We start from the raw sequence: 23821 nt of genomic DNA on the forward strand, positions 1-23821 counted from the left end.
CGTTCGGCGTGCTGCGAACGCTCGCTCAGCTGCGCGATTCGACCAGCGAAAGGGTGCAGGTTTCGCCTGGAGCGGATTGCGCGTAATCGAAGCGCGAAAGCTTCTTGCCCGAGGTCTGTGCGGCGAGCAGGCTCGCATAGGCGGCCTTGCCGAAATCGTCGCCGATGCTGAAATAGACGACGTCGAACTTGCAGGTGGTGGAGAACGCATCCTTGGTGCTGAAGTAAGCGGTGCCGCCCTGCACGCCGAGGCGGTCCACCGCCTTGTCGGTTTCGCTCACCGCGGCCGCGGGCGCGCAGTAGAACGCGATCAGTGAGAGGCAGAGCGTCGCTTGCAGTTTCATGGTGTCGTGTCCGTTTGTCTGAGTCGTGAGCGTCGAAACGGACATGCCCGCCGCCTCGCCTCGGTACGTGTCGTCGCCGAAGACGCAGGTCGTGATCAATGCGCCGGTTCCCCCGTCGCCATTGTGGCGAGACGCCAGGCCCCGGCGTCAAGGCCCAGCTGCCGCGAGAGGATCGGGGCAGCCGGGCGCGGACGGCCGGTTGCCGCGATGCGCGGCCAGTGCCGGATTGCGGGCACAAAAAAACCCGGAAAACGGTGGTTTTCCAGGCTTCTTGTGACCTTGAAACTGGTCGGGGAGACAGGATTCGAACCTGCGACCTCTACGTCCCGAACGTAGCGCTCTACCAGACTGAGCTACACCCCGAAGGAGCCGCACATGATACGGAGGTCTTCCGCATTCGGCAAGCGCCTTTGCAAAAAAATTTCAGTCCGTCGCGTCGGCGGCGTCGGCGTCGGCGGCGGCGGCATCCGCCGCGTTGCGCTCGCGCGCCTCGAACCACATGCCGTTGAGGATGGCGGCAGTGGAAGCCAGGCCGACACCGAGAATCCAGGCGAAGTACCACATGATCGTTTCTCCTTGCGGGTGCGTCAGTACGCGTTGGGGTTGTCGTCCAGGGAGGCGGCGGTGACCTTGCCCTTCAGCACGCGGTACACCCAGGTGGTGTAGCCGAGGATGATCGGCAGGAACACCACGGTGGCCAGCAGCATGATCCACAGGGTCAGGTGGCTGCTGGAGGCGTCCCACACGGTCAGGCTGGAGCCCGGCTGGCTGGAGGACGGCAACAGGAACGGGAAGATCGCAAAGCCCACGGTCAGGATGATGCCGGCGATGGCCGCACCGGAGGCGATGAACGCCAGGCCGCCGCGGCGCTTGCGCAGCAGCACCGCGCTGAGCAACAGGCCGAGCAGGCCGGCGGCCGGGGCCAGGGCGGTCAGCGGCATGCTCTGGTAGTTGTGCATCCAGCCGCCGACCTCGCCGAGCACGGCGGTCTTCAGCAGCGGGTTGGTGGCGCCGTCGGTGACCACCTGCGAGGTGACCGCGTAGCCGGGCAGGCCGGTGGCCACCCACACCCCGGCGCCGGCGAACAGCGCACAGGCCGTCAGGGCGGCGACGCTGCCGTAGCGCGCGGCGCGCTCGGCCACCGGGCCGTCGGTCTTCAGCACCAGCATCGCTGCGCCGTGCGCCACCAGCATGCTCACGCTGAGCAGGCCGGCGAGCAGGGCGAACGGCATCAGCAAGCCGAAGAAGCTGCCGGTGTAGAACACCCGCAGGGTGTCGTCGAAGTGGAACGGCACGCCCAGCAGCACGTTGCCCACCGCCACGCCCATGATCAGCGCCGGGATGAAGCCGCCGAGAAACAGCGCCCAGTCCCAGCCGTTGCGCCAGCGTTGGCCGGGCAGCTTGCCGCGGAACTTGAACCCGACCGGGCGCAGGATCAGCGCGAACAGGATCACGAACATGGCCAGGTAGAAGCCGGAGAAGCTGACCGCGTACAGCGGCGGGAATGCGGCGAAGATCGCGCCGCCGCCCAGGATCAACCAGACCTGGTTGCCTTCCCAGACCGGGCCGATGGTGTTCACCACCAGCCGGCGTTCGGCGTCGGTCCTGGCCACGAACGGCAGCAGCGCGCCGACGCCCAGGTCGAATCCGTCCATCACCGCGAAGCCGATCAGCAGGATGCCCAGCAGCAGCCACCAGATCACGCGCAGCGTGGTGTAGTCCAATGCAATGAAGTCCATGGTGTGTCTCCTGCCGGGGTCAGAGGTGGCCGGCGGCCGCAGGTGCGGCGATCGGGGTGACGGGATGCGGGGTGGGGTGCAGCAGGGCGGGCAGGGCGTCCGGGCCCTTGCGGATCGCCTTGAGCATCAGCTTGATCTCGATGATCAGCAGCGTGGTGTAGATCGCCACGAAGCCGGCGAGGGTGATCAGGATGTCGTGCAGGGCCAGGCCGGAGGCGGCATAGAAGGTCGGCAGCACGCCTTCCACCGCCCACGGCTGGCGGCCGTACTCGGCCACGAACCAGCCGCACTCGATCGCGATCCACGGCGCAGGCAGGGTCCACACCGCCAGCTTCAAAAACCAGCGCTTGTCCTCGAAGTTGTGCTTGCAGGAGAACCACAGCGCGGCGGCGAAGAAGGCGATCAGGTAGAAGCCCAGGCCGGCCATCACCCGGAACGTCCAGAACAGCGGCAGCACCCGCGGCACCGTGTCCAGCGCGGCCTTGGCGATCTCCTCCGGGGTGGCGTTGAGGATGTCCTCGCGGTAGCGCTTGAGCAGCAGGCCGTGGCCCAGGTCCTGCCAGTGGCGATCGAACACCGCCCGCGCCTCGGCGTCGTTGTGGTTGGCCTTGAGCCGCTGCAGCGCGCCATAGGCGATCTGCCCGCCGCGCACGCGGTGCTCGGCGCGCTTGACCAGTTCCAGGATGCCCGGCACCGGCGTGTTCAACGAGCGCGTGGCGATCAGGCCCATCAGGTACGGCACCTTGATCGCGTAGTCGTTCTTGCCGGTGGCCTGGTTGGGGATGCCGAAGGCGGTGAAGTCGGCCGGCGCCTGCTCGGTTTCCCACATCGCCTCGATCGCGGCCAGCTTCATCTTCTGGTGCTCGTTGGCGGCATAGCCGCTCTCGTCGCCCAGCACCACCACCGACAGCGAGGACGCCATGCCGAACGCGGCGGCCACCGCGAACGAGCGCCGGGCGATGTCGCGGTGCTTGCCGCGCAACAGGTACAGCGCGCTGATCGACATCACGAACACCGCACCGGTCACGTAGCCGGCGCTGACCGTGTGCACGAACTTGGCCTGCGCCACCGGGTTGAACACCACCGCCATGAAGTCGACCACTTCCATGCGCATGGTGTCCGGGTTGAACACCGCGCCGGTCGGGTTCTGCATCCAGCCGTTGGCGATCAGGATCCACACCGCCGACAGGTTGGTGCCCAGCGCCATCAGCCAGGTCACCATCAGGTGCTTGACCGGCGTGAGCTTGCTCCAGCCGAAGAAGAACAGGCCGATGAAGGTCGCTTCCAGGAAGAACGCCATCAGCCCTTCGATCGCCAGCGGCGCGCCGAAGATGTCGCCGACGTAGTGGCTGTAGTAGGACCAGTTCATGCCGAACTGGAACTCCATCACGATGCCGGTGGCCACGCCCATCGCGAAATTGATGCCGAACAGCACGCCCCAGAACAGGGTCATGCGCCGCCACACGTCCTTGCGGGTCATGACGTACACGCTCTCCATGATCGCGATCATGAAGGACAGGCCCAGGGTGAGCGGGACGAACAGGAAGTGGTACATGGCGGTCATGGCGAACTGCAGCCGCGACAGCTCTACGACAGTGGTGTCGATCATGGCTGTGCTACCTCGTGGAAGATGTGCATCTGGGTGGCCGAGTGGCGGGAGATTGGAGGCGATCTTCCGCCGCCTCGGCGCGCTCGACCTTGATCCAGATCAATGTGCGCCATGGGGATGCCCGGCATCGTGGCGGCCACGGCGGTTCCAGCCCGGAACCGCCTTCCCCGCTAAACTGGCGGCTTCGTTCGCCGCGCCGAGCCCGTTTTGACCGATTCCGCCGAGCCGTCCGCCGCACTGCCCGCCGACGCGCCGCAACAGCGGCAGCAGCGCATGCGTTGGCTGGATGCCCTGGCCGCGTCGGCGCGCGGCCGCCAGCGCCTGGCCGCGTCGGCCATCAGCGTGTCCGGCGCGCTGCTCATCGTGCAGTCCGGCGCCATCGCCTGGCTGGTGCAGGCCCTGCTGGTCGAGCGCCGCGAGCTGGCGCAGGCACTGCCGGCCTTCGGCCTGCTGGCGCTGATGCTGGTCCTGCGCGCGGGGCTCGGCGCCGCCGCGCAGCGTGCCGCCGGCGATGTCGCCGACGCGGCCAAACTCGAACTGCGTCGCCGCGTGTACCGGCAGCTGCTGCAGCGCGGGCCGCTGTGGCTGCGCGGACAGCGCAACGGCGAACTGGGCGAACTGCTGCTGGCGCATGGCGATGCGCTGGACGGCTACTACGCCGGTTACCGGCCTGCGCGCTGGGAAGTGAGCGTGGTGCCGCTCCTGATCGTGCTGGCGGTGGCGTGGAGCGACTGGGTGGTGGGCCTGATCCTGCTGTTCACCGCGCCACTGGTGCCGATCTTCATGATGCTGGTGGGGTGGGGCGCCGAGGCCGCCGGCCGCCGCCAACTGCGCGAACTGGCACGGATGGGCGGGCACTTCGCCGACCGGCTCAAGGGCCTGGGCCTGTTGCGCCTGTACGGACGCGGCGACGACGAGCTGCGCGGGATCGCCGATGCCGCCGAGGGCGTGCGCGAGCGCACCCTGAAAGTGCTGCGCATCGCGTTCCTGTCCTCCACCGTGCTGGAGTTCTTTGCCTCGGTCAGCGTGGCGATCGTCGCGCTGTACCTGGGCCTGAGCTACCTCGGCATGATCGCCCTGCACGGCAGCGTGCCGACCCTGGGCACGGGCGTGTTCTGCCTGCTGCTGGCACCGGAGTTCTATGCGCCGCTGCGGCGCCTGGCCGCGCATTACCACGACCGCGCCAATGCGCTGGCCGCGGCGGCGGAGGTGGAGCGTCTGCTGGAGGGGCTGCCGCCGGCCACGGACGCACCGGCAGCGCGCGAGGAGGGTGTCGTCGAGCCGAACGATGTCGCGACTGCGCCCGTCGCCGCGCCCGCCGCGATCGCATCGCGTGCGGCACCGCTTGTGCAGGCGCGCGCGCTGCGCCTGCGGCCAGTGGGCGCGCGCTGCGATGCGCTGCAGGATCTGGATTTCGACCTGGATGCCGGCCAGCGCCTGGCCCTGGTCGGGCCCAGCGGCAGCGGCAAGAGCACGCTGCTGGAGGCGTTGGCCGGGTGGCTGCCGCCGCGCGCGGGCACCTTGCAGGTGCGTGCGGGACTGCGCATCGGCTACGCGGGGCAGCGCCCGTATCTGTTCCACGGCAGCATCGCCGACAACCTGCGCCTGGCCGATCCGCAGGCCAGCGAAGCGCAGCTGCATGCCGCCGCCGAAGCGGCGCAGGTGCTGCGCTTCGCCGCGCGCCTGCCGCAGGGGCTGGACACGCCGATCGGCGAGCGCGGCTTCGGCCTGTCCGGCGGCGAGGCACGGCGCATCGGCCTGGCGCGGTTGCTGCTGCGCGATCCCGAACTGCTGTTGCTGGACGAGCCGACCGCGTTCCTGGATGCGGACACCGAAGCGGCACTGCTGCGCACGCTGGCGGCCTTCGCCCGCGGTCGCAGCGTGATCGTCGCCACCCACAGCGAGGCGGCGATGCGGTGGGCCGATGCCGTGCTGCGGCTGCCGGCGCGCGACGCGTCCGCCGCGGCGCAGGGCGCGCGGCCATGAGCCGCACCAAGCGCGACACCCTGCGCGGCGTGTTCGGCCGCCATCTCGGCAGGCTGCTGCTGACCGCGCTGCTGGTGCTGTGCACGATGCTGGCCGGGGTCGGGTTGCTCGGCCTGTCCGGCGGCTTCCTCACCGCCGCGGCGCTGGCCGGTGCGGTCGGCATGGGCAGCGGCTTCAATTTCTTTTCGCCATCGGCCGGCATCCGCGCACTGACCTTCGCCCGCATCGCCTCGCGCTACGGCGAAAAGCTGGTCGGGCACGATGCCACCTTGCGCATCGCCCGCGACCTGCGCGTGTGGTTCTTCCGTCGCGCGCTGCCGCTGGCACCGGCACGGCTCGGCGCCAGCCGCACCGGCGAACTGCTGGCACGGCTGATGTCGGACATCGGCGAGGTCGACGGCCTGGTGGTGCGCGCGCTGGCGCCGCTGGCGGCACTGCTCGGCGTCGGTGCGATCGGCATCGCCGCGGCGGCGGCGATCCACTGGCCGGCGGCGCTGGTGCTGGCCGCGCTGGCGTTGGCGATCGGACTCGGCGTGCCCTGGGTGGTGGCGCGTGGCGGCGAGGCCCGCGAACGCGCACGCGCGCAGCAGCGCGAAACCTTGCGCACGCTGGCCTACGAAGGCCTGGAGGGCGCCGCCGACCTGGCCGCGCTCGAGGCGCAGGCCGCCTGGATCGCGCGCGTGGACGCCAGCGCGCAGGCGCTGCGCGCCGAGGACCGGCGCCAGCGGCAACGGCTGATCGGCGGCAACGCCTTGCACGCGCTGTGCGCCGCGGCGGGCCTGCTGGCGATGCTGTGGGTGGCGTTGGGTGCGGCGCGCGCCGATGCGATCAGCGCCGAACAGGCGGCCGGCCTGGTGTTCCTGACCGTGGCCCTGCTCGAGGTCTGGGCCGGCGCCGGCCCGGCCTGGCAGGCGCTGCAGTCCGGCCGGGTCGCCGCGCGGCGTTTGCAGGCGATCGCCGGGCAGGCGCCGCCGGTGGTCGATCCGGCGCACCCGCAGGCGCTGCCGGCCAGTGGCGAGGTGCAGTTCGACGACGTGGCGTTCGCCTGGCCGGGCGAGACCCGGCGCGTGCTCGACGGTGTGACACTACGCATCGCGCCGGGCGAGCGCATCTCCCTCTCCGGCGACAGCGGCAGCGGCAAGACCACCCTGTCGGCGTTGCTGCTGCGCTTGTGGGATCCGCAACAGGGCAGCGTCCGCTACGCCGGCGTGGACCTGCGCGAGGTGGCCGAGGCGCAGTGGCATCGCCGCATCGCCTGGCTGCCGCAGGGCGCACCGGTGTTCGCTGGCAGCGTGCGCGACAACCTGCGCCTGGGCGATCCCGTGGCCGACGATGCGCGCCTGCAGCAGGTGCTGGCCGACGTGCGGCTGGATGCCTGGCTGCACGAAGTCGGTGGCCTCGACGCCTGGCTCGGCGAAAACGGCGCCACCATGTCCGCCGGCCAGGCCCGGCGCCTGGCCCTGGCCCGTGCACTGCTGCGCGAAGCACCGCTGCTGGTGCTGGACGAACCCACCGAAGGCCTGGACGTGGACACGGCGCAGGCGCTGCTGCGCGACCTGGCGCAGGCGCTGGGCCAGCGCAGCCTGCTGCTGATCAGCCACGACGTGCTGCCCGAGGGCGTGGTGCATGTGCGCTATCGGTTGCAGGAGGGGCGGCTGCAGGTCGAGGCGTAGCGCTACTGCGCAGCGCTCTGCAGGAGCGGCTTCAGCCGCGACCCGACCTGACCGGGAACGCCGGTCGCGGCTGAAGCCGCTCCTGCAGCGCCATCTGGCGCCTTTCAGGCCCAGGTCTGAGATGGAATCAGGGATGCACGCCCCCTGGCTTTTCGCACCATTGCGCGTGCAGGAGCGGAGCGTGTTCCCTTGCGTGGGATCAGCCACAACGAGCGGTGCGTCATCACCCTCGCGCCATGGCGGACGTGCAATTGCGCGCAGCCGCTACAGCGCGTCCAGAAACGCCCGCACTGCTGGTCCGAACCGCGCGAAATCCACCAGGAAGGCATCGTGCCCCTGCGGCGAATCCAGCCCCAGGAACTGCGCTTGCGCACCGCCGGCGCGCAGGCCGTCGGCGATCTGTTGCTGCTGTTGCACCGGGAACAGGATGTCGGTGTTGGCGCCGATCGCCAGGGCACGTTCGATGCGGATCGTGGCGATGCCGGCGAGCACGTCGCCGCCGGCCGGTTCGGCCAGGTCGAACCAGTCCATCGAGCGGCTCAGGTACAGATAGCAGTTCGGGTCGAAGCGGCGCACGAAGCGCCGGGCGTGGCCTTCCAGGTAGCTTTCCACCTGGAACTCCAGGCCGAACGGATCGTCGTCGGTCTGGTCCGAATCCAGCCGCACGCGGCCGAAGCGGCCGTCCCATTCCAGCGCCGAACGGTAGGTGATCACGCCGAGCTTGCGTGCCATGCGCATGCCCGATTCGGGGTAGGTGGCTTCGTCGTAGTCGCCGCCGTTCCAGTTCGGATCCAGGCGGATCGCCTCGCGCTGCAGCGAACGAATCGCGATCGAGAACGGCAGCGCCTGCGCGCTGCCGGAAATGTTGACGTGGCTGCGCGCCAGGCCGGGGTGCCGGTGCAGCAGCGCCAGGGCGGTCATGCCGCCCATCGAGTTGCCGATCACGCAGGCCAACTGCGCGATGCCCAGCGCGTGCACCACCTGCGCGGCGGCATCGGCGCCGTCCTCGATCGACAGCTCCGGGAAGCGCAGGCGATACGGCTGGCCGTCGTCCGGGTGCGGCGAGGCGGGGCCGGTCGAGCCCTTGCAACTGCCCAGCGAGTTCACGCAGATCACGAACCAGCGCTGGGTGTCGATCGGCTTGCCCGGGCCGAGCATGCCTTCCCACCAGCCGGGCGTGGGATCGTCGGCATTCGCGGCGGCATGTGCATCGGGCGACAGCCCGGTGACGATCAGGATCGCGTTGTCGCGGGCGGCCGACAGCGTGCCCCAGGTCTCGTAGGCGACCCGCGCGCCGTGCAACTGGCCGCCACGCTTCATCGGGAACGGCGAGGGCAGGGCGAGGAAGCGGCTGCCGGGCGGGATGAATTCGGTCATGCGTCGATTCTAGCTGCGCTATCGCGCATCCGGCGTATGCGTGGTGCGAGATGGCGCGTGTCGGGCAGCAATGGCGTCCGTTAGTGACGCAGGGACGAATCTACTGCCCGTCTGGTCATTCGCTTCCACAGCGATCCAGTCCGACACGCTGTTGCCGCGACAGGCATCCTGGTAAAGCGCGTCGCGGCTGAAGCCGCTCCTACAACGACGTTTCGCATTCTTGCTGGCGTCTTGCCTAGTTGCGACCGGGCGTTCCCGATCAGGCACGGTCGCTCCTGCACGGATGCGTTCGCTACGGCGTGCCGATCACCAACTCCACCGGCCCAGTCGCCGGCAGGCTCACCGTCACCGGTGCCGACTCCAGATCGCCCTCCTGGCGCATCGCATTGCCGCTGGCCGACAGCCGCGCGACCACCTGCACCTGCTTGAGCTGCGAGAGTTTCTGCGTCGGCATCGGGCTGTCCGCATCGCTCAGCGTCACCCGCAACGGCAGGGCCTGCAGCGGATGCTTCTGCACCGCCACCGGCATCGGTGGACCGCCCGGGACGCGCGCGATCACGAACACGCTGGCGTCGCCGCGCAGGCGCACACGGGCGGCGAACGTCGGATCCAGCGACACCGCCACGGTCAGGCCGGTGCTCGCCGGCGCCTTTGCAGCCTGCGCCGTGGTGGCCGCCGCAGCGGGCAGGGCGGGCAGGCCAGCCGCGAGACGGGCGGCGTCGATCTGCGGCCGCAGCGCCGCGGCGGTGGCCGCGTCCACGCGCGGCAACAGGGCTTCCCAGGTGGCGGCCGCGGCGGCGTCCTGGCCGCGTTGGCGTTGGGCGATGCCCAGGAACCAGGCGCCGCGTTCGCTGCCTGGCGCCAGTTGCAGGGCGTGCCGCAGCCATGCCAGGGCCTGCTCGTCGAACTGCCGTTGCGGGTTGGCCAACGCACGCGCCTCGGCCGCTTCGATCAGCAGCGGCGCCTGCTCCGGCGCCAGGCGCACCGCACGCGCGAACGCGGCCGCGGCCTCGGCGTTGTGCCCCAGCGACAACTGGCTGCGGCCGAGCAAGGCCCAGCCGTCTGCGCGATTCGGATCCTTGGCCAGCGCTGCCTGCAGTTGCTTGACCCCGTCCTCCAGCGTGCGTGGCGCCTCGCGGTTCTGCGCCTGCAGGGCGCGCGGGGTGCCGACCAGGGCGTACAGCGCCGCCGTGGCCACGCCCAGCGCCAGCACCGCGACCGCCAGCAGCGCGCCGTTGCGGCCACGGCCGCGCAGCGGCCACAACACCACCGCGAACACCAGCGCCGCCAGCGCCACCGCCGCGGCCGACATGCCCCAACTCAGCATCGCCTCACCATTCCTGTTCGTCCTGCAGCGGCAGCGCGGTGGCCGCCGGTGCGCGCCGCCGCACCATCCGGATCAGCAGCACGGCGCCGCCGGCCAGCAGCAGCAAGGGGCCGAACCACAGCAGCCAGGTCCGTGCTTCCAGCTGCGGCCGGTACAGCACGAACTCGCCGTAGCGATCGACCAGGAACTGCTTGATCTGCGCATCCGACTTGCCCTGGTGCATGAGCTCCAGCACTTCGCGGCGCAGGTCCATGGCGATCTGCGCGTGCGAGTCGGCCAGCGACTGGTTCTGGCATTGCACGCAACGCAATTCCGCAGTCAGCGCATGGAAGCGCGCTTCCTCGGCGGTGGAGCGGTAGGCCAGCGGCGTCGGATCGGACACCGGCTCGGCGCCGGCCAGCGTGGACCACGCCAGCAGCCCCAGCAGGCCCAGCCGCAGCGCGCGCCGGCCGCGGCTCATGGCGTGGCCTTGCCCTGCGCCCGCGTCGGCGGGGCGTCGCGCTCGGCCTGCTGCAAGGCCGGCAGCAGGTCGTCGCGGATGATCTGGTCGGTCAGCGGGCCGGCATGCTTCCAGCGCACCACGCCGCGCGCATCGACCAGGAAGGTCTCCGGCGCCGCGGCCACGCCCCAGTCGATCGCGGTGCGCCCCTCGGGATCGAACAGCACCGCCAGGAACGGATTGCCGAGCTGTTCCAGCCAGCGCAGCGCGTCCTCGCGGTTGTCCTTCCAGTCGTAGCCGATCACCCGCACGCGCTTGCTCAGCGCGAAGCGGGTCAGCACCGGGTGTTCCTCGCGGCAGGCCGGGCACCAGCTGCCCCACACGTTGAGCACGTACGGCGCACCCAGCAACTCGCTGCTGCGCACGCGGATCGAGGCGTCGTGCAGCAGCGGCAGTTCGAACGCCGGTGCCGGCTTGCCGATCAGCGCCGACGGCAGCGCGTCGCGGTCGGCGCTGCCGGAGCGCTGCACCGCATACACCATCAACGCCAGCAGGCCGAGGAAGAACAGGGCGCCCAGCAGGATGGCGGGCAGCGGCAGGCGACGTGGAGCGGGAGCGGACATCAGGGGGTCTCCGGAGAACGACGGAAGCGCCGGTCGGCGGCGGTGACGAAACCGCCCAGCGCCATCAGCGCCGCGCCAAGCCAGATCCAGCGCACAAAAGGTTTGACGTGCACGCGCATCGCCCAGGCATTGTTGCCCAGCGGTTCGCCGAGGGCGACGTAGACGTCGCCGAACAGGCCGGGGTGGATGCCGGCCTCGGTCATGTTCTGGCCGCCGCTGGCGTACAGGCGCTTTTCCGGGTGCAGCAGCGCCAGCCGGCGATCGTCGCGCAGTACCTGCACGTGTGCGCGTTCGGCCACGTAGTTGGGACCCTTGCGCTGGTCCAGGCCCTGCAGCTCGAACCGATAGCGGTCCAGGTCCAGGTGCTGCCCGGGCGCCAGCGCCACTTCGCGCTGCTGCTCCAGCGCCTCGACCAGCAGCGCGCCGGCCAGGAACACCGCGATGCCGGTGTGGGCCAGGGTCATGCCCAGCATCTCGGCGGTGAAGCGGCTGCCCTTGAGCTGGCGCCGGCTCCACACGAAACGCGCGGTGCCCAGCAGCACCCAGGTCGCAGCGGCGACACCGGCGGCGGTCTTCCACGCGCCCTGCGGTGCCAGGAAGAAGCCGATCGCGCCGGCCAGCAGGGCCAGGCCGGCCCAGGGCGCCAGCAACGCCAGCGGCCGCGATGCCTGTTCGCGCTGCCAGCGGGTCAGCGGCCCGAACGGCAACAGCGCCACTAGCGGCGCCATCAGCACGATGAACAAGGTGCCGAAGTAGGGCGGCCCCACCGAGAGCTTGCCCAGGTCCAGCGCATCGGCCAGCAGCGGATACAGCGTGCCCAGCAGCACCATGGCGCAGGCGCAGGTCAGCAGCAGGTTGTTGGCCAGCAGCAGGGTCTCGCGCGAGGCCGGCGCGAAGCGTTGCCGCGCTTCGTCGGCCGCTGCCACCACGCGTCCGCCGCGCAGCGCGTACAGCAGCAGCGCACCACCGCACAGCAGGCTCAGGAACACCAGGATGAACAGGCCGCGGGCGGGATCGGCCGCGAAGGAGTGCACGCTGGTCAGCACGCCCGAGCGGACCAGGAAGGTGCCCAGCAGCGACAGCGAGAATGCGGCGATCGCCAGCAACAGGGTCCAGGCGCCGAAGCTGCCGCGCTTCTCGGTGACCGCCTGCGAATGCAGCAAGGCCGCACCCGCCAGCCACGGCATGAAACTGGCGTTCTCCACCGGGTCCCAGAACCACCAGCCGCCCCAGCCCAGTTCGTAGTACGCCCACCAGCTGCCGAGGGCGATGCCGATGGTCAGAAAGCCCCAGGCCACGTTGGTCCATGGCCGCGTCCAGCGCAGCCAGCGCGCGTCCACCTGGCCGTCCAGCAACGCGGCGATGGCGAACGCGAACGGCACCGCGAAGCCGACGTAGCCGGCGTACAGCAGCGGCGGATGGATCACCAGGCCGGGATCCTGCAGCAACGGATTGAGATCGCGCCCTTCCAGCGGCGCCGGCAGCAGCCGCGCGAACGGGTTGGAGGTGAACAGCAGGAACGCCAGGAAACCCACGCTGACCAGCGCCAGGGTGCCGATCACCCGCGCCACCACCTGGGCCGGCAGGCGCCGCGAGTACAGCGCCACCGCGCCGGTCCATAGCGCCAGGATCAGCGTCCACAGCAGCAGCGAGCCCTCGTGCGCGCCCCACACCGCGGAGTAGCGGTACACCAGCGGCAGCAAGGAGTTGGAGTTCTCGGCCACGTAGGCCACCGAGAAATCCTGGGTCACGAAGGCATGGGTAAGGATCGCGAAGGCGCCGGCGACCAGCGCCAGTTGCGCGAACGCCGCCGGCCGCGCCACGCCCATCCAGCGTGCATCGCCGCGCTGCGCACCGGCCAGCGGCAGCGCCGCCTGCAGCACGGCGGTGAGCAGGGCAAGGATCAGCAGGAGCTGACCGACCTCAGGCAGCATGGCGCTCGCGCCGGCACGCGGCATCCAAGACGCCAGGATGCGGTGCTAGGTGTCCACACGGAAAACCCGGCGTCGGGAGGTCGAGGCGAACGACCTGGACCACAGGCTTGCATGGACGCTGCGCGGCGGTGCCGACGGTCGGCGGCATGCGTCTGCTTCGACCATTCCCCAATCCCGATTCCCGGTTCCCGCCCCTCCGGCACGTCACTGCATCGCCCCCACATCGTGCTTGCGATGCGCGCTGCCCATCTTGTCCGCCAGTTCCTTCGGCATGTAGGTCTCGTCGTGCTTGGCCAGCACGTCCTCGGCGACGAACACGCCGTCGTGCATGCTGCCGGTGGCCACCACCGCCTGGCCCTCGCGGAACAGGTCGGGCAGGATCCGGTCGTAGCGCACGGTCAGTTGCGCGTCGCCGTCGGTGACGCGGAAGTGCGACTGCAGCGACCCGGGGGCGCGCTGGAAGGAACCTTTCTCGACCATGCCGCCGAGGCGGAAACGCGCGTGCGCGCCGGTCTTGCCGGCCAGCACCTCGGCCGGGGTGTACAGGTAGGCGGTATTGCGCTGCAGCGCCATCGCCACCAGCGTGGTGGTGAGGCCGGCGGCCAGCACCAGCAGCATCAGCCACAGCAGGCGGCGCTTGCGCTGCGGGTTCATCGGCTCAGCTCCAGCGGCGGCGCCGGTTCGGCCTTGGCCTGGCGCTTGCGCTGCGCGCGCAGCCGCGCCGCGCGCAAGGCGTTGCGCACCTGCAGCCGCGCCAGCACGAAATCGGCCAACAGCACCCCGGCGAATACCGCATAGGCCCCGACCACATACGGCAGGTAGTTCATCCGCGCGCCTCCGCCAGCTGCGTCACCCAGTCCTTACCCGCCTCGCGGCGCAGGTTGTCGGCGCGTGCGCGCGCCAGCAGCGAGCCGGCGAACCAGAACTTGGTCGCGGCCACCATCAGCCACAGCGGCGGCAGCATGCTCGGGTCCATGCTGGACTGGCCGAACAGGCGGATGGTCTGGCCCTGGTGCAGCGAGTTCCACCACACCACCGAATAGCGGATCACCGGCAGCAGCACCACGCCGACGATGGCCAGCAGCCCGGCCGCGCGCGCCGCGGTGCGCCGGTCCTCGATGGCCAGGTACAGGCCCATCACGCCGATGTACAGGAACAGCAGGATCAGTTCGGTGGTCAGGCGTGGGTCCCAGTCCCACCAGGCGCCCCACATCGGCTTGCCCCAGATGCTGCCGGTCAGCAGGGTGATCAGGGTGAAGGCGGCGCCGATCGGCGCGCAGGCCATCGCCAGGATCTCGCACAGCTTGATCCGCCACACCTGGGCGATGGCGGCGTACACGGCCATCAGGCCGAACACGAACAGGCTCATCCAGGCGCTGGGCACGTGGATGTAGAGGATGCGGAAGGCGTCGCTCTGCAGGCGGTCGGCCGGCACCACGAACAGCGCCTGCCAGATGCCCACGCCGGCCAGCAGCAGCGCCGCCAGGTAGCACCACGGGGTCCAGCGCGCCGCGAAGCGATCGAAGGTCGGCGGTGAACCGAGTTGGTGGAACCAGCGGACGAGAGAGGCCATGCGGACGATTCTAGCTGGCGAGAGGCGGGCGTCGATGCGACAACAACGGAATGGCGATGGAGCACTGCGCTTGCATGGGACGGCCGCCGCCGCGCCGCCGCTGGCTCAGCTCAGCGAGATGCGGATCGCCGCGGCCGCCGCCAGCGGTGCCAGCACCAGGCCCGCCACCAGGCCCGCGGCCAGCAACAGCAGGCCGCCGGCCGGGTCCAGGCCCTGCGCCGCCGCCGCCACGCTGCCGGCGCCGAATACCAGCACCGGCACGTACAGCGGCAAGGCCAGCAGCGCGACCAGGATGCCGGCGCGCTTCATGCCCACCGTCAGCGCCGCAACCACCGCACCGAGCAGGCTCAGCAGCGGGGTCCCCAGCGCCAACGATGCCAGCAGCACCGGCATGCGGTCATGCGGCAGGTGCAGCAATTCGCCCAGCAGCGGCGCGGCCACGATCAGCGGCAAGGCGGTGGTGACCCAGTGCAGGAGCACCCGCACCAGCACCAGCCAGGCCAGTGGCACCGGCGCCAGCAGCCATTGCTCCAGCGAGCCGTCCTCGGCATCGCTGCGGAACAGGCTGTCCAGCGCCAGCAGGCCGGCCAGCAGCACCGCCAGCCACAGCGCGGCACCGGCCACCTCGCCGAGCAGGCGCGGCTGGTTGCCCAGCGCCAGCGCGAACAGGGCCACGATCAGCAGGGCGAACAGCGCCGGCTGCAACGCGTCTCCGCGGCGCCGCCACAGCAGGCGCAGGTCGCGCACCAGCAATGCGCGGGTGGCCTGCCAGAGGGAGGGGACGGGCGTGGCCAGGCTCATGCGGCGACTCCGCTCAAGGTCAGCATGCGGGTGCGCACGGGGGGCGCGGCATAGGCGCCATGGGTGGTGACCAGGGCCGCGCCGCCGCTGCGCAGGTGCGCGGCGATCATGCGGTTGACCAGGGTGATGCCGTCCAGGTCGAGGTTGGCGTAGGGCTCGTCGAGCAGCCACAGCGGCGCCGGCGACAGCCACATCCGCGCCAGCGCCAGGCGCTTCTTCTGCCCGGCCGACAACTGCCGCACCAGGGTGTCCTCGTAGCCGGCCAGGCCGACGATGGCCAGCGCGCTGCCGGGCATCTGCTTGGCCCGGCGCCCCTGCAGGCCGCACAGGTAGTGCAGGTTCTCCAGGGTGCTCAGGTCGGCCTTCAGCGCGCCCAGGTGGCCCAGGTAGGCCATGAAGCGGGCGCGGTCGCCGCGCCGCACCGGATGGCCGTCGATCTCGATGCGCCCGGCCTCGGCGCGCAGCAGGCCGACCAGCACCCGCAGCAGGGTGGTCTTGCCGGCGCCGTTGTCGCCCTGCACCAGCAACGCCTCGCCGGCATCCAGGTGGAAATCCAGCGGACCGAACACCGCCGCGTCGTCGCGGGCGAACGTGAGCCCGTGCGCGGCCAGCAGCGGCGGCGGGGTGTACAGCGGATCGGTCATCGGCGAAGGCCGCGCGGATGGCGCGGCGAAGGGGGCAGGGAAGGCGCGCATTGTATCGGCATGCGGGCGTCCGGCGGATGCCGGCGGCGGCCACACGCGGCGATGCGCGCGCGCTGTTGCAGTGGAGCCGCGGGCCGCTGGCGCATCGCGCGCAAGCGGCTTTGCGTACACTCGGCGTTTTCCCGCTGCCCGCAGATCCCCCGCATGCATCCGCAGACCAAGCTGCCCAAGGTGGGCACCACCATCTTCACCGTGATGTCGCAACTGGCCGCCGAGCACGGCGCGGTCAACCTGGGCCAGGGTTTTCCCGACTTCCCGGTACCGCCGCGGCTGATCGAGGCGCTGGACCAGGCCATGCGCGACGGCCACAACCAGTACCCGCCGATGACCGGCGTGCCGGCGCTGCGCCAGGCGATCGCCGAAAAGGCGTTGCGCTGCTACGGCGCCCAGGTCGATGCCGACACCGAGGTCACCGTCACCAGCGGCGCCACCGAGGCGCTGTTCAACGCCATCCACGCCGTGGTGCGCCCGGGCGAGGAGGTGATCGTGCTGGATCCGGCCTACGACAGCTACGAGCCGGCGATCGACCTGGCCGGCGCGCGCGCGGTGCACGTGCCGCTGGACCCGCAGAGCTTCGCCGTGGACTGGGAGCGCGTGCGCGCGGCGATCACCCCGCGCACCCGCTTGCTGATGCTCAACAGCCCGCACAACCCGTCCGGGGCGATGTTCGGCGCCGACGACCTGCAGGCGGTGACCGAGCTGCTGCGCGGCAGCGACATCTTCCTGATCTCCGACGAGGTCTACGAGCACATCGTGTTCGACGGCCGCCGCCACGAATCGGTGCTGCGCTGGCCGGAACTGCGCGCGCGCGCCTTCGTGGTCTCCAGCTTCGGCAAGACCTATCACTGCACCGGCTGGAAGATCGGCTACGCGATCGCCCCGCCGGCACTCAGCGCCGAGTTCCGCAAGGTCCACCAGTACAACACCTTCACCAGCTTCGGCCCGGCCCAGCACGCCTTCGCCGCGATGATCCGCGAGCAGCCCGAGCACGACGAGCAGCTCGGCGCGTTCTACCAGGCCAAGCGCGACCGCTTCCGCGAACAGTTGCTGGGTACCCGGCTGAAGCCGCTGCCGGTGCCGGGTGGCTACTTCCAGCTGGTCGACTATTCGGCGGTCAGCGACCTGCCCGACACCGAGTTCGTGAAGTGGCTGACCATCGAGAAGGGCGTGGCGGCGATCCCGCTGTCGCCGTTCTACCAGGAGCCCCCGCAGGGCCAGCGCCTGGCGCGGCTGTGCTTCGCCAAGAACGAGGCGACGCTGGATGCGGCGATCGAGCGCTTACGCGCGCTGTAGCGCGCGTAAGCGCCGGGATTGGGGATTCGGGAATGGGGAATCGTAGGAGCGGGTTCGTGGCGCGGGGTGGGGTGTGTCGGTCGCTGGCATCTATTTTGGGGTGACGTTTGGGGCGGCGGCGGTCAGTGCGGCGGTCGACGGGGCCCTGTTCTACGGGCATGTGCTGACCGGATTGGCTGATCGCGGTCAGCGTGTCGGGATGGATTTCGGTGTCGTGCCGTTCCGGCGCCAGGCCTATGTGGATCGCTACCTTACGCTGCTGACGCCGCAGGAGCGGGGTACGCTGGCCAACCGCCTGGTCCGCCACCTGCCATGGGTAACGCCTACACTGGGCCTGCTGTGCCTGGTCGGCACGATCTGCATCGGAGTACGTTGGGGATGACACAGGTGGCACAGGATCTGAGGATCTCATTGGTCCAGGGCGATACCCGCTGGCACGATCCGGCCGGCAACCGCGCGCATTACGCCGAACTGCTGGCGCCGCTGGCCGGCATCACCGATGTGGTGATCCTGCCGGAGACCTTCACCAGCGGCTTCTCCAACGATGCCCTGGCGCAGGCCGAGGACATGGACGGGCCGACGGTGGCGTGGATCCGCGAGCAGGCGGCGCGGCTGGGCGCCGCGGTGACCGGCAGCGTGCAGTTGCGCGTGCCCGGCGCCGATGGCCAGGCCAAGGTGTGCAACCGCCTGCTGTGGGCCACGCCCGACGGCGGGTTGCAGCATTACGACAAGCGCCATCTGTTCCGCTACGGCAACGAGCACCTGCGCTACGCCGCCGGGCACGAGCGCCTGTGCGTGGAGTGGAAGGGCTGGCGGATCAATCCGCAGGTCTGCTACGACCTGCGCTTTCCGGTGTTCTGCCGCAACCGCTACGACGTGGAACGCCCCGGGCAACTGGATTTCGATCTGCAACTGTTCGTCGCCAACTGGCCGTCGGCACGGGCTTACGCCTGGCGTACGCTGCTGCGCGCGCGCGCGATCGAGAACCTGTGCTTCGTGGCCGCGGTCAACCGGGTCGGCGTGGACGGCAACGACCTGCACTATGCCGGCGACAGCGCGGTGATCGATTTCCTCGGCCAGCCGCAACTGGAAATCCGCGAGCGCGAGCAGGTGGCCACCACCACCATCTCCGCCGCCGCGCTGGCCGCGCACCGCGCGCGCTTTCCGGCCATGCTCGATGCCGACGCTTTCAGCCTGGACGACTAGCCTGCGGCTCCAGTGACGCCGGAGAGTTCACCTGTGCTATCCCTGAAGGCCCTCCTTGTAGGAGCGGCTTCAGCCGCGACGGGCTCTCCCTGCAACGCCTGTCGCGGCTGATTTCGAAAACGCGGCAATAGCCCGGCCCGCACCATGCTGCGGCAAGTTTGGCGGGTTCACTGCGGGAGGGACTTCAGTCCCGACGCATTGCGCCATCGGAAAGTGCTTCGCACGTCGCCGCTGCATGAGCGTTGACGCCTACAAAGCACAGAGGCAATCAGGCCAAGCCGCCGCAAATGCCTGGTGTCGGCGTCGGCGTCGCGCCCTGCATGTACTCCCGCCGGGCCGGAACCGATCCTGCCTGCCGCGAGTGGAAATGCCTGCTGAACGCATGCGCCGCGCCCCGGCAACCTTGTCGCGGCCGCGACAATCCCATTGCTACGCTCGCGCCTGGTCCACTCACCGGAATGCCCACATGATCAAGTCGCTTTCCCTGCTCGCATTGCTGGGCGCGGCCGCCCTGGCGCCGCAGGCCCAGGCCGCCGGCAACATCGATTGCAAGCTGTCCTTCAACCTGTCGGGCTGGTCGGTGTTCTACAAGACCGCCAAGGGCACCGGCACCATCACCTGCAACGATGGCGCGGTCATCCCGGTCAAGATCAGCAGCAAGGGCGGTGGCCTGACCGTCGGCAAGTCGAAGATCGTCGGCGGCCGCGGCACCTTCACCGGCGCCTACAGCCTCAACGATCTGTTCGGCACCTATGCCGCCGCCGAGGCGCATGCCGGCGTGGTGAAGTCCAGCACGGCGCAGGTGGTCACCAAGGGTGACATCTCGCTGGCCCTGGCCGGCACCGGCGAAGGCGTCGATCTGGGCGTCAACGTCGGCAACTTCGTGATCGAGCGCCGCAAGTAAGGCGCCGCGTCCTGCCTGACGCCACGGCGCAGGCAGGACCGTTACGATTGAGCAGTGCATCTAATCCAGGCGCAGCGCGCCTGGATTCTTTTTTGGGTCAACGGCTCCAGCGGCCATCGACCGCAAGTTGGCCGCCGTTGGAGATGCAATGCGATGCGGCGACGCGCGCCCCGTGCGAGGACGCGTGTCGCGCTTACCGCGCGCTTACTGCTGCGCGAACACCCAGGCCAGCTGACCGCGCACCGGCTCTGGGGCCGCCAGCGCCTGGCGATACAGGGTGCGTGCGGTCCAGCAGGCGTCCTCGTCGCTGGCCTTGGTGATCTCCGGCAACACCCGCATCAGGCGTTGCTGCTGGTCGGCGGGCAGCGATTTGACCAGCGTGCCCATCGCCGCGTGGATCTGCTCCTGGGTCACCGGCTGCGCCGGGGTCTTGTTCAATTCCGCGTCGGTGGCCTTCAGCGAGACATCGAACCAGCGGTCGATCTGCGCCTGCGGCAGCTTTTCCAGGCCGGACAGCATCGCCGCGCTCAGCGCCTGCGCATCGTTGGGATTGCCGCCGCGGGCCAGCACCGCACACTGCGGCACGGTGACCTTGTCGCTGACCTGGGACAGGATCTCCAGGCGCTGTTCCAGCGTGGCGTGGTCCAGCCGCGCGATGCCGTTCTGCGCCAGTTGGAAGCCGGCCTGCTGCGCCTGCGGGCCGCTCTGCTTGAGCAGCGCCACGTAGCGCGGATCGTTGGCCAGCTTGCGCAGCATGCGATCGAACGGCGCGTGCAGCGGCGAGCCGGCAGGGTAGGGGTTCTGCGCCGCGGCGATCTCTTCCTGGGCCTTCTGCTGCGCCTTCTGGCAGGCGCCGAGGCTCAGCACGCCGGCGATCAGCAGCGGCAGGGCGATCTTCATCTTCCGTGTCATCGGGATTCCTGGTCGGTGAGGGGCGGCCACCCGCGGCGGCCGCCAGATGCGCCAGGATATCGGCTTCGTTCGCGCAGGGCGAACGGCGCAATAGCCGGGCGCCCTGGTATCGCCACACGCACGTCGTGCGAATGGCGGGGACGTCGGGGGCCGCTTCGGCTGCAGCCGTCACGGCCCTCACCATTGAGTGCCGCCTTTCCCGGCGCCTATCATCCGATCCTGCCTCTGCACGCGAGATCGTCCGCATGAACCCCGGAATGCTGGTTGGCCTTGTCGCGCTTGGGGTCAGCGCTTCGTCGCTGGCCGCGCTGCCGCAGGCGGGCATCACGGACGCGGTCATCCAGCATCTGGACCTGACCTCGTTCCCCAATTCGGTCGGCCCGCGCCGCCTGCCGGGGAAGACGACGTTCGCGGACTATGGCTTCGTGGATGTCACGAAAACCGCCGATGGTGCGCGCCTGCTCCAGACCGACAAGGGCTGGATGATGCGCTTCGAGGTGCTGTCGGCCGACGCCACGTCCGTGCGCTTGTGCTTCCATGACACGGGATTGGCCAGACCCGGCGAGACACGCGCCCCCAGCTACAACGCAACCTCGGCGTTGCTGGTCTCGAAATCTTCCCATGGCAACTGGACCGCCAGGCAGGTCTCCGCGGGGTTTGCGGACTGCAGGAACGATCCTGTCGATGCGTGAGCGAGCAGGCGGCCGCGATGCGGACCGTCTCGCGTACATGGCGCGGACGCCGGCGTCCAGCGGCGCGCTCCATTCCGGCTGGCGGTAGCGCCCACGAAAAAGGGCGCCGCTTGCGCAGACGCCCTTGTCGGGAGCGGGCTGGCCGACGCAGGCCGCGTCGGCGCCGTCACTCAGCCGCCGCGGTTGCCGCCACGGTTGCCGCCGCCACCGGGACGGCCGCCGCCGCCCGGACGCCCACCGGCCGGGCGGTTGCCGCCGCCGGGGCGCCCGCCCGGACCCGGGCCGCGCTTCTGGCCGCCGGCCGGGCGCGCGGCGCGCGGCGCGGCGCCGTAGGGGTTGAAGCCGGGGGTGGCGTGATCGGACGGGAAGCTCGGCGCGTTGCCCGGATGCCCGTAGGGATGCGCCTTGCGCTGCTGGCCCTGGCCGCGACCCTGGCCGCCAGCGCCCGCACCGGCGCCGGCCGGACGCGGCTTGGCATTGGCATAAGGACGCCCCTGGCCCTGGCCCTGGCCGCGGCCGCCGGGACCGGCGTTGCGGTGGCCGGTCGGGCCGGTACTGACGCCGTCCGGCACGTACCAGGTGCGGAACGCCGCCGGGTTGCCGTCCGGCAGCGGCTTGGGGCCCTTCGGCGTGCGCTGCTTGAACGGCTTCTGCGACTGCTTGGCGGCCATTTCGCCGCTCACGGTCAGGCCGCCATGCGGCTTCTTGCCGCCGCGGCCGCGGCCGCGGTCCTCGCGGAAGGTGTCGAAGCGGCGCAGCTCGCGGCCTTCGTCGGCGGTGTTGTGGCCGTTGACGTAGGCGTTGCCGCCGCGGCCGACCTGCACGGTGGCCTTGGCGGCCTTGCGCTGGCCGATCACCGGCTGCAGGGTCAGCGCCGACGGGGTGCCTTCCTCCAGCTTCAGTTCGGCGCGCAGCGCCTCGACCTTGTCCTGCGCCAGTTCCATCGAGTGCCCGCGCAGCAGTTCGCGCGGCAGCGCGATCTTGCCGTAGCGGGTGCGCTTGAGCCGGCTGACCTGGCAGCCCTGCGATTCCCACAGGCGCCGCACTTCGCGGTTGCGGCCTTCCTTGACCACCACCCGGAACCAGTCGTGCGAGTCGGTGCCGCCGATGCGTTCGATCTCGTCGAACTTGGCGCCGCCGTCCTCCAGCAGCACGCCGCGCGAGAGCCGCTCGATCATGCTGTCGGGCACGGTCTCTTCGCCTTCCGGGGCGCGCACGCGCACCACGTATTCGCGCTCGATCTCGTAGGAGGGGTGCATCATCGCGTTGGCCAGCTCGCCGTCGGTGGTGAGCAGCAGCAGGCCGGTGGTGTTGATGTCCAGGCGGCCGATCGCGATCCAGCGCGCGCCCTTCAGCGCCGGCAGCGCCTCGAAGATGGTCGGGCGGCCTTCGGGATCTTCGCGCGTGGTCACTTCGCCTTCGGGCTTGTTGTAGATCAGCACGCGCGAGGGCTCGGTCAGCGCGCTGGCGACGAAGCTGCGGCCGTCCAGCTCGATCTTGTCGCCGCTGCGGATCGACATGCCGGTCTGCGCGACCTCGCCATTGACCTTGACCAGGCCGTCGGCGATGCGCTGTTCCAGCGCCCGGCGCGACCCCAGCCCGGCCTGGGCCAGGACCTTGTGCAGGCGTTCTTCCAGTTTCGGCTGCTCGGCGGCAGCGGCATCGCGCTTGAGCGAGAGCTTGTTCAACGACAGCTTGCGGGAGGTGTCACTCATTTACTTGGCTCCGGCCGGCGCGTTGCGCGTCGGCCTGTGGTTCGGAATCGGCATCGTCAACAGCCACGGTCGTCGTCGCGACGGCGTTGTCTTCGGCTTCGTTCGCATCCGCCGCGCGCTCTCCCGGCGCGGCTTCGGGTTCGCCCGTCGGGGCGGTCGTGGAATCCGTGGCCGTCGGCGCGTCGGCGTCGTCGGTCGCGGGGGTGTTCGGTCCTGCGGTGTCGCTGGTGTCGGTGTCCGTGGCGTCTGCGGCCACGGCCGCGTCTGCCTGCGCCGTCGCGGCAGGCGCGGCGGATTCGTTGGCGGCCGCGGCCTGCGCCGTGGTGTCGCCCTGGTTGCCCTGGTCGGCGTCCTCGCCCGGCGCGGCGCCGGCCTGGGCCACGTCGCCGACCGGCAGCGCGTCGCGGTCCAGCGGCAGCTGCGGTTCCAGCTCGCCGATGTCCTTGAGTTCGGACAGCGGCGGCAGTTCGTCCAGGCGCTTGAGCCCGAAATAGTCCAGGAAGGTCTTGGTGGTGCCGAACAGCGCCGGCTTGCCCGGCACGTCGCGGTGCCCGACCACGCGGATCCACTCGCGCTCTTCCAGCGCCTGGATGATGTTGCTGCTGACCGCCACGCCGCGCACCTGCTCGATCTCGCCGCGGGTGATCGGCTGCCGGTAGGCGATCAGCGCCAGGGTCTCCAGCGTGGCGCGGGTGTAGCGGGTCTTGCGCTCGGTCCACAGCCGCGCCACCCAGGCGTGCACGTCGCTGCGTACCTGGTAGCGGAACCCGGAGGCCACTTCGACCAGCTCGACGCCGCGGCCCTCGCAGGCCTCGCGCAGCAGTTCCAGCGCGCGCTCGATGCTGCCCGGCGGCGCGGGCTCCTCCTCCGGGAACAGGCCGTGCAACTGCGCCAGCGGCAACGGCTGGTTGGCGGCGAGCAGGGCGGCCTCGACGATGCGGTTGATCAGCGCTTGATCCATGCGGGGGCGG

Annotated in this window: 24 protein-coding genes and 1 tRNA gene; 7 read left to right on the forward strand and 18 right to left on the reverse strand. The window is 70.5% G+C overall.

Going from position 1 to position 23821, the window contains the following annotated elements:
- Positions 1-25: 25 nt before the first annotated feature.
- From Q7W82_RS11130 to Q7W82_RS11150, 5 genes are all read right to left on the reverse strand, one after another.
- The gene (locus Q7W82_RS11130) at positions 26-442 is read right to left on the reverse strand and encodes a hypothetical protein (protein WP_242159817.1); all 417 of its coding nucleotides are present in this window, start codon (positions 440-442) and stop codon (positions 26-28) included.
- A 187-nt stretch (positions 443-629) separates the two neighbouring features.
- Positions 630-706, reverse strand: a tRNA-Pro gene (locus Q7W82_RS11135).
- Positions 707-766: 60 nt separating this feature from the next.
- Positions 767-907: a cytochrome bd-I oxidase subunit CydX gene (gene cydX / locus Q7W82_RS11140; RefSeq protein ID WP_242159818.1), complete on the reverse strand. Its 141-nt coding sequence runs from the start codon at positions 905-907 to the stop codon at positions 767-769.
- Positions 908-930: 23 nt separating this feature from the next.
- Positions 931-2082, reverse strand: a complete 1152-nt coding sequence (gene cydB / locus Q7W82_RS11145) for a cytochrome d ubiquinol oxidase subunit II (protein WP_242159819.1) — start codon at positions 2080-2082, stop codon at positions 931-933.
- 19 nt (positions 2083-2101) lie between these two features.
- A complete protein-coding gene (locus Q7W82_RS11150) occupies positions 2102-3691 on the reverse strand; it encodes a cytochrome ubiquinol oxidase subunit I (protein ID WP_242159820.1) in 1590 nt (529 codons plus the stop codon).
- A 273-nt stretch (positions 3692-3964) separates the two neighbouring features.
- On the opposite strand from Q7W82_RS11150, the gene cydD reads away from it, so the two are divergent.
- Together cydD and cydC are read left to right on the forward strand one after the other, a co-directional pair.
- Positions 3965-5677 (forward strand): thiol reductant ABC exporter subunit CydD, encoded by a 1713-nt coding sequence (gene cydD / locus Q7W82_RS11155; RefSeq protein ID WP_242159944.1) that lies wholly within the window; start codon positions 3965-3967, stop codon positions 5675-5677.
- Positions 5674-7350: a thiol reductant ABC exporter subunit CydC gene (gene cydC / locus Q7W82_RS11160; RefSeq protein ID WP_242159821.1), complete on the forward strand. Its 1677-nt coding sequence runs from the start codon at positions 5674-5676 to the stop codon at positions 7348-7350. Before cydD ends, cydC begins: the two co-directional genes overlap by 4 nt.
- A 264-nt stretch (positions 7351-7614) precedes the next feature.
- Here cydC and Q7W82_RS11165 read toward each other — a convergent pair whose 3' ends face one another.
- From Q7W82_RS11165 to ccmA, 10 genes are all read right to left on the reverse strand, one after another.
- On the reverse strand, positions 7615-8727 hold the full coding sequence (locus tag Q7W82_RS11165; protein WP_242159822.1) for a homoserine O-acetyltransferase: 1113 nt from the start codon (positions 8725-8727) through the stop codon (positions 7615-7617).
- A gap of 292 nt (positions 8728-9019) precedes the next feature.
- On the reverse strand, positions 9020-10054 hold the full coding sequence (locus Q7W82_RS11170; protein ID WP_242159823.1) for a cytochrome C biogenesis protein: 1035 nt from the start codon (positions 10052-10054) through the stop codon (positions 9020-9022).
- Positions 10055-10058: 4 nt separating this feature from the next.
- Entirely contained in the window at positions 10059-10514 is a 456-nt protein-coding gene (locus tag Q7W82_RS11175) for a cytochrome c-type biogenesis protein (protein ID WP_242159824.1), read from the reverse strand.
- Positions 10511-11119 (reverse strand): DsbE family thiol:disulfide interchange protein, encoded by a 609-nt coding sequence (locus Q7W82_RS11180; protein ID WP_184502603.1) that lies wholly within the window; start codon positions 11117-11119, stop codon positions 10511-10513. The genes Q7W82_RS11175 and Q7W82_RS11180 overlap by 4 nt, the downstream gene beginning before the upstream one ends.
- A complete protein-coding gene (locus tag Q7W82_RS11185; RefSeq protein ID WP_242159825.1) occupies positions 11116-13050 on the reverse strand; it encodes a heme lyase CcmF/NrfE family subunit in 1935 nt (644 codons plus the stop codon). Before Q7W82_RS11185 ends, Q7W82_RS11180 begins: the two co-directional genes overlap by 4 nt.
- Positions 13051-13254: 204 nt before the next feature.
- Positions 13255-13704 carry a cytochrome c maturation protein CcmE gene (ccmE, locus tag Q7W82_RS11190; RefSeq protein ID WP_242159826.1) on the reverse strand — a complete coding sequence of 150 codons (450 nt, stop codon included), beginning with the start codon at positions 13702-13704 and terminating at the stop codon, positions 13255-13257.
- Positions 13701-13877, reverse strand: coding sequence for a heme exporter protein CcmD (locus tag Q7W82_RS11195; RefSeq protein ID WP_010343776.1), 177 nt, complete (start codon positions 13875-13877; stop codon positions 13701-13703). The genes ccmE and Q7W82_RS11195 overlap by 4 nt, the downstream gene beginning before the upstream one ends.
- On the reverse strand, positions 13874-14623 hold the full coding sequence (gene ccmC, locus Q7W82_RS11200) for a heme ABC transporter permease CcmC (RefSeq protein WP_010343777.1): 750 nt from the start codon (positions 14621-14623) through the stop codon (positions 13874-13876). Before ccmC ends, Q7W82_RS11195 begins: the two co-directional genes overlap by 4 nt.
- Positions 14624-14728: 105 nt before the next feature.
- Entirely contained in the window at positions 14729-15424 is a 696-nt protein-coding gene (gene ccmB / locus Q7W82_RS11205; protein WP_048488885.1) for a heme exporter protein CcmB, read from the reverse strand.
- Positions 15421-16068 (reverse strand): heme ABC exporter ATP-binding protein CcmA, encoded by a 648-nt coding sequence (gene ccmA, locus Q7W82_RS11210; protein WP_010343781.1) that lies wholly within the window; start codon positions 16066-16068, stop codon positions 15421-15423. Before ccmA ends, ccmB begins: the two co-directional genes overlap by 4 nt.
- Before the next feature lie 204 nt (positions 16069-16272).
- On the opposite strand from ccmA, the gene Q7W82_RS11215 reads away from it, so the two are divergent.
- The 4 genes from Q7W82_RS11215 (at position 16273) to Q7W82_RS11230 (ending at position 19531) form a co-directional block, all read left to right on the forward strand.
- A complete protein-coding gene (locus tag Q7W82_RS11215) occupies positions 16273-17421 on the forward strand; it encodes a pyridoxal phosphate-dependent aminotransferase (RefSeq protein WP_242159827.1) in 1149 nt (382 codons plus the stop codon).
- A 73-nt stretch (positions 17422-17494) separates the two neighbouring features.
- Positions 17495-17803, forward strand: a complete 309-nt coding sequence (locus Q7W82_RS11220; RefSeq protein WP_242159828.1) for a hypothetical protein — start codon at positions 17495-17497, stop codon at positions 17801-17803.
- On the forward strand, positions 17800-18627 hold the full coding sequence (locus Q7W82_RS11225; protein ID WP_242159829.1) for an amidohydrolase: 828 nt from the start codon (positions 17800-17802) through the stop codon (positions 18625-18627). Before Q7W82_RS11220 ends, Q7W82_RS11225 begins: the two co-directional genes overlap by 4 nt.
- A 466-nt stretch (positions 18628-19093) precedes the next feature.
- Positions 19094-19531, forward strand: coding sequence for a hypothetical protein (locus Q7W82_RS11230; RefSeq protein ID WP_017914143.1), 438 nt, complete (start codon positions 19094-19096; stop codon positions 19529-19531).
- Between the two features lie 204 nt (positions 19532-19735).
- Here the strand turns inward: Q7W82_RS11230 and Q7W82_RS11235 are convergent, their stop codons facing one another.
- The gene (locus tag Q7W82_RS11235) at positions 19736-20431 is read right to left on the reverse strand and encodes a hypothetical protein (RefSeq protein WP_311195500.1); all 696 of its coding nucleotides are present in this window, start codon (positions 20429-20431) and stop codon (positions 19736-19738) included.
- 257 nt (positions 20432-20688) lie between these two features.
- Between Q7W82_RS11235 and Q7W82_RS11240 the strand changes: the two genes are divergently transcribed.
- Positions 20689-21135, forward strand: coding sequence for a pesticin immunity protein (locus Q7W82_RS11240; protein WP_242159831.1), 447 nt, complete (start codon positions 20689-20691; stop codon positions 21133-21135).
- Positions 21136-21305: 170 nt separating this feature from the next.
- Here Q7W82_RS11240 and Q7W82_RS11245 read toward each other — a convergent pair whose 3' ends face one another.
- Positions 21306-22850 carry a pseudouridine synthase gene (locus tag Q7W82_RS11245; protein WP_242159832.1) on the reverse strand — a complete coding sequence of 515 codons (1545 nt, stop codon included), beginning with the start codon at positions 22848-22850 and terminating at the stop codon, positions 21306-21308.
- Positions 22843-23811, reverse strand: a complete 969-nt coding sequence (scpB, locus tag Q7W82_RS11250; protein ID WP_242159833.1) for an SMC-Scp complex subunit ScpB — start codon at positions 23809-23811, stop codon at positions 22843-22845. Before scpB ends, Q7W82_RS11245 begins: the two co-directional genes overlap by 8 nt.
- Positions 23812-23821: the final 10 nt, after the last annotated feature.

The sequence above is a fragment of the Xanthomonas indica genome (assembly GCF_040529045.1).
GTDB lineage: Bacteria > Pseudomonadota > Gammaproteobacteria > Xanthomonadales > Xanthomonadaceae > Xanthomonas_A > Xanthomonas_A indica.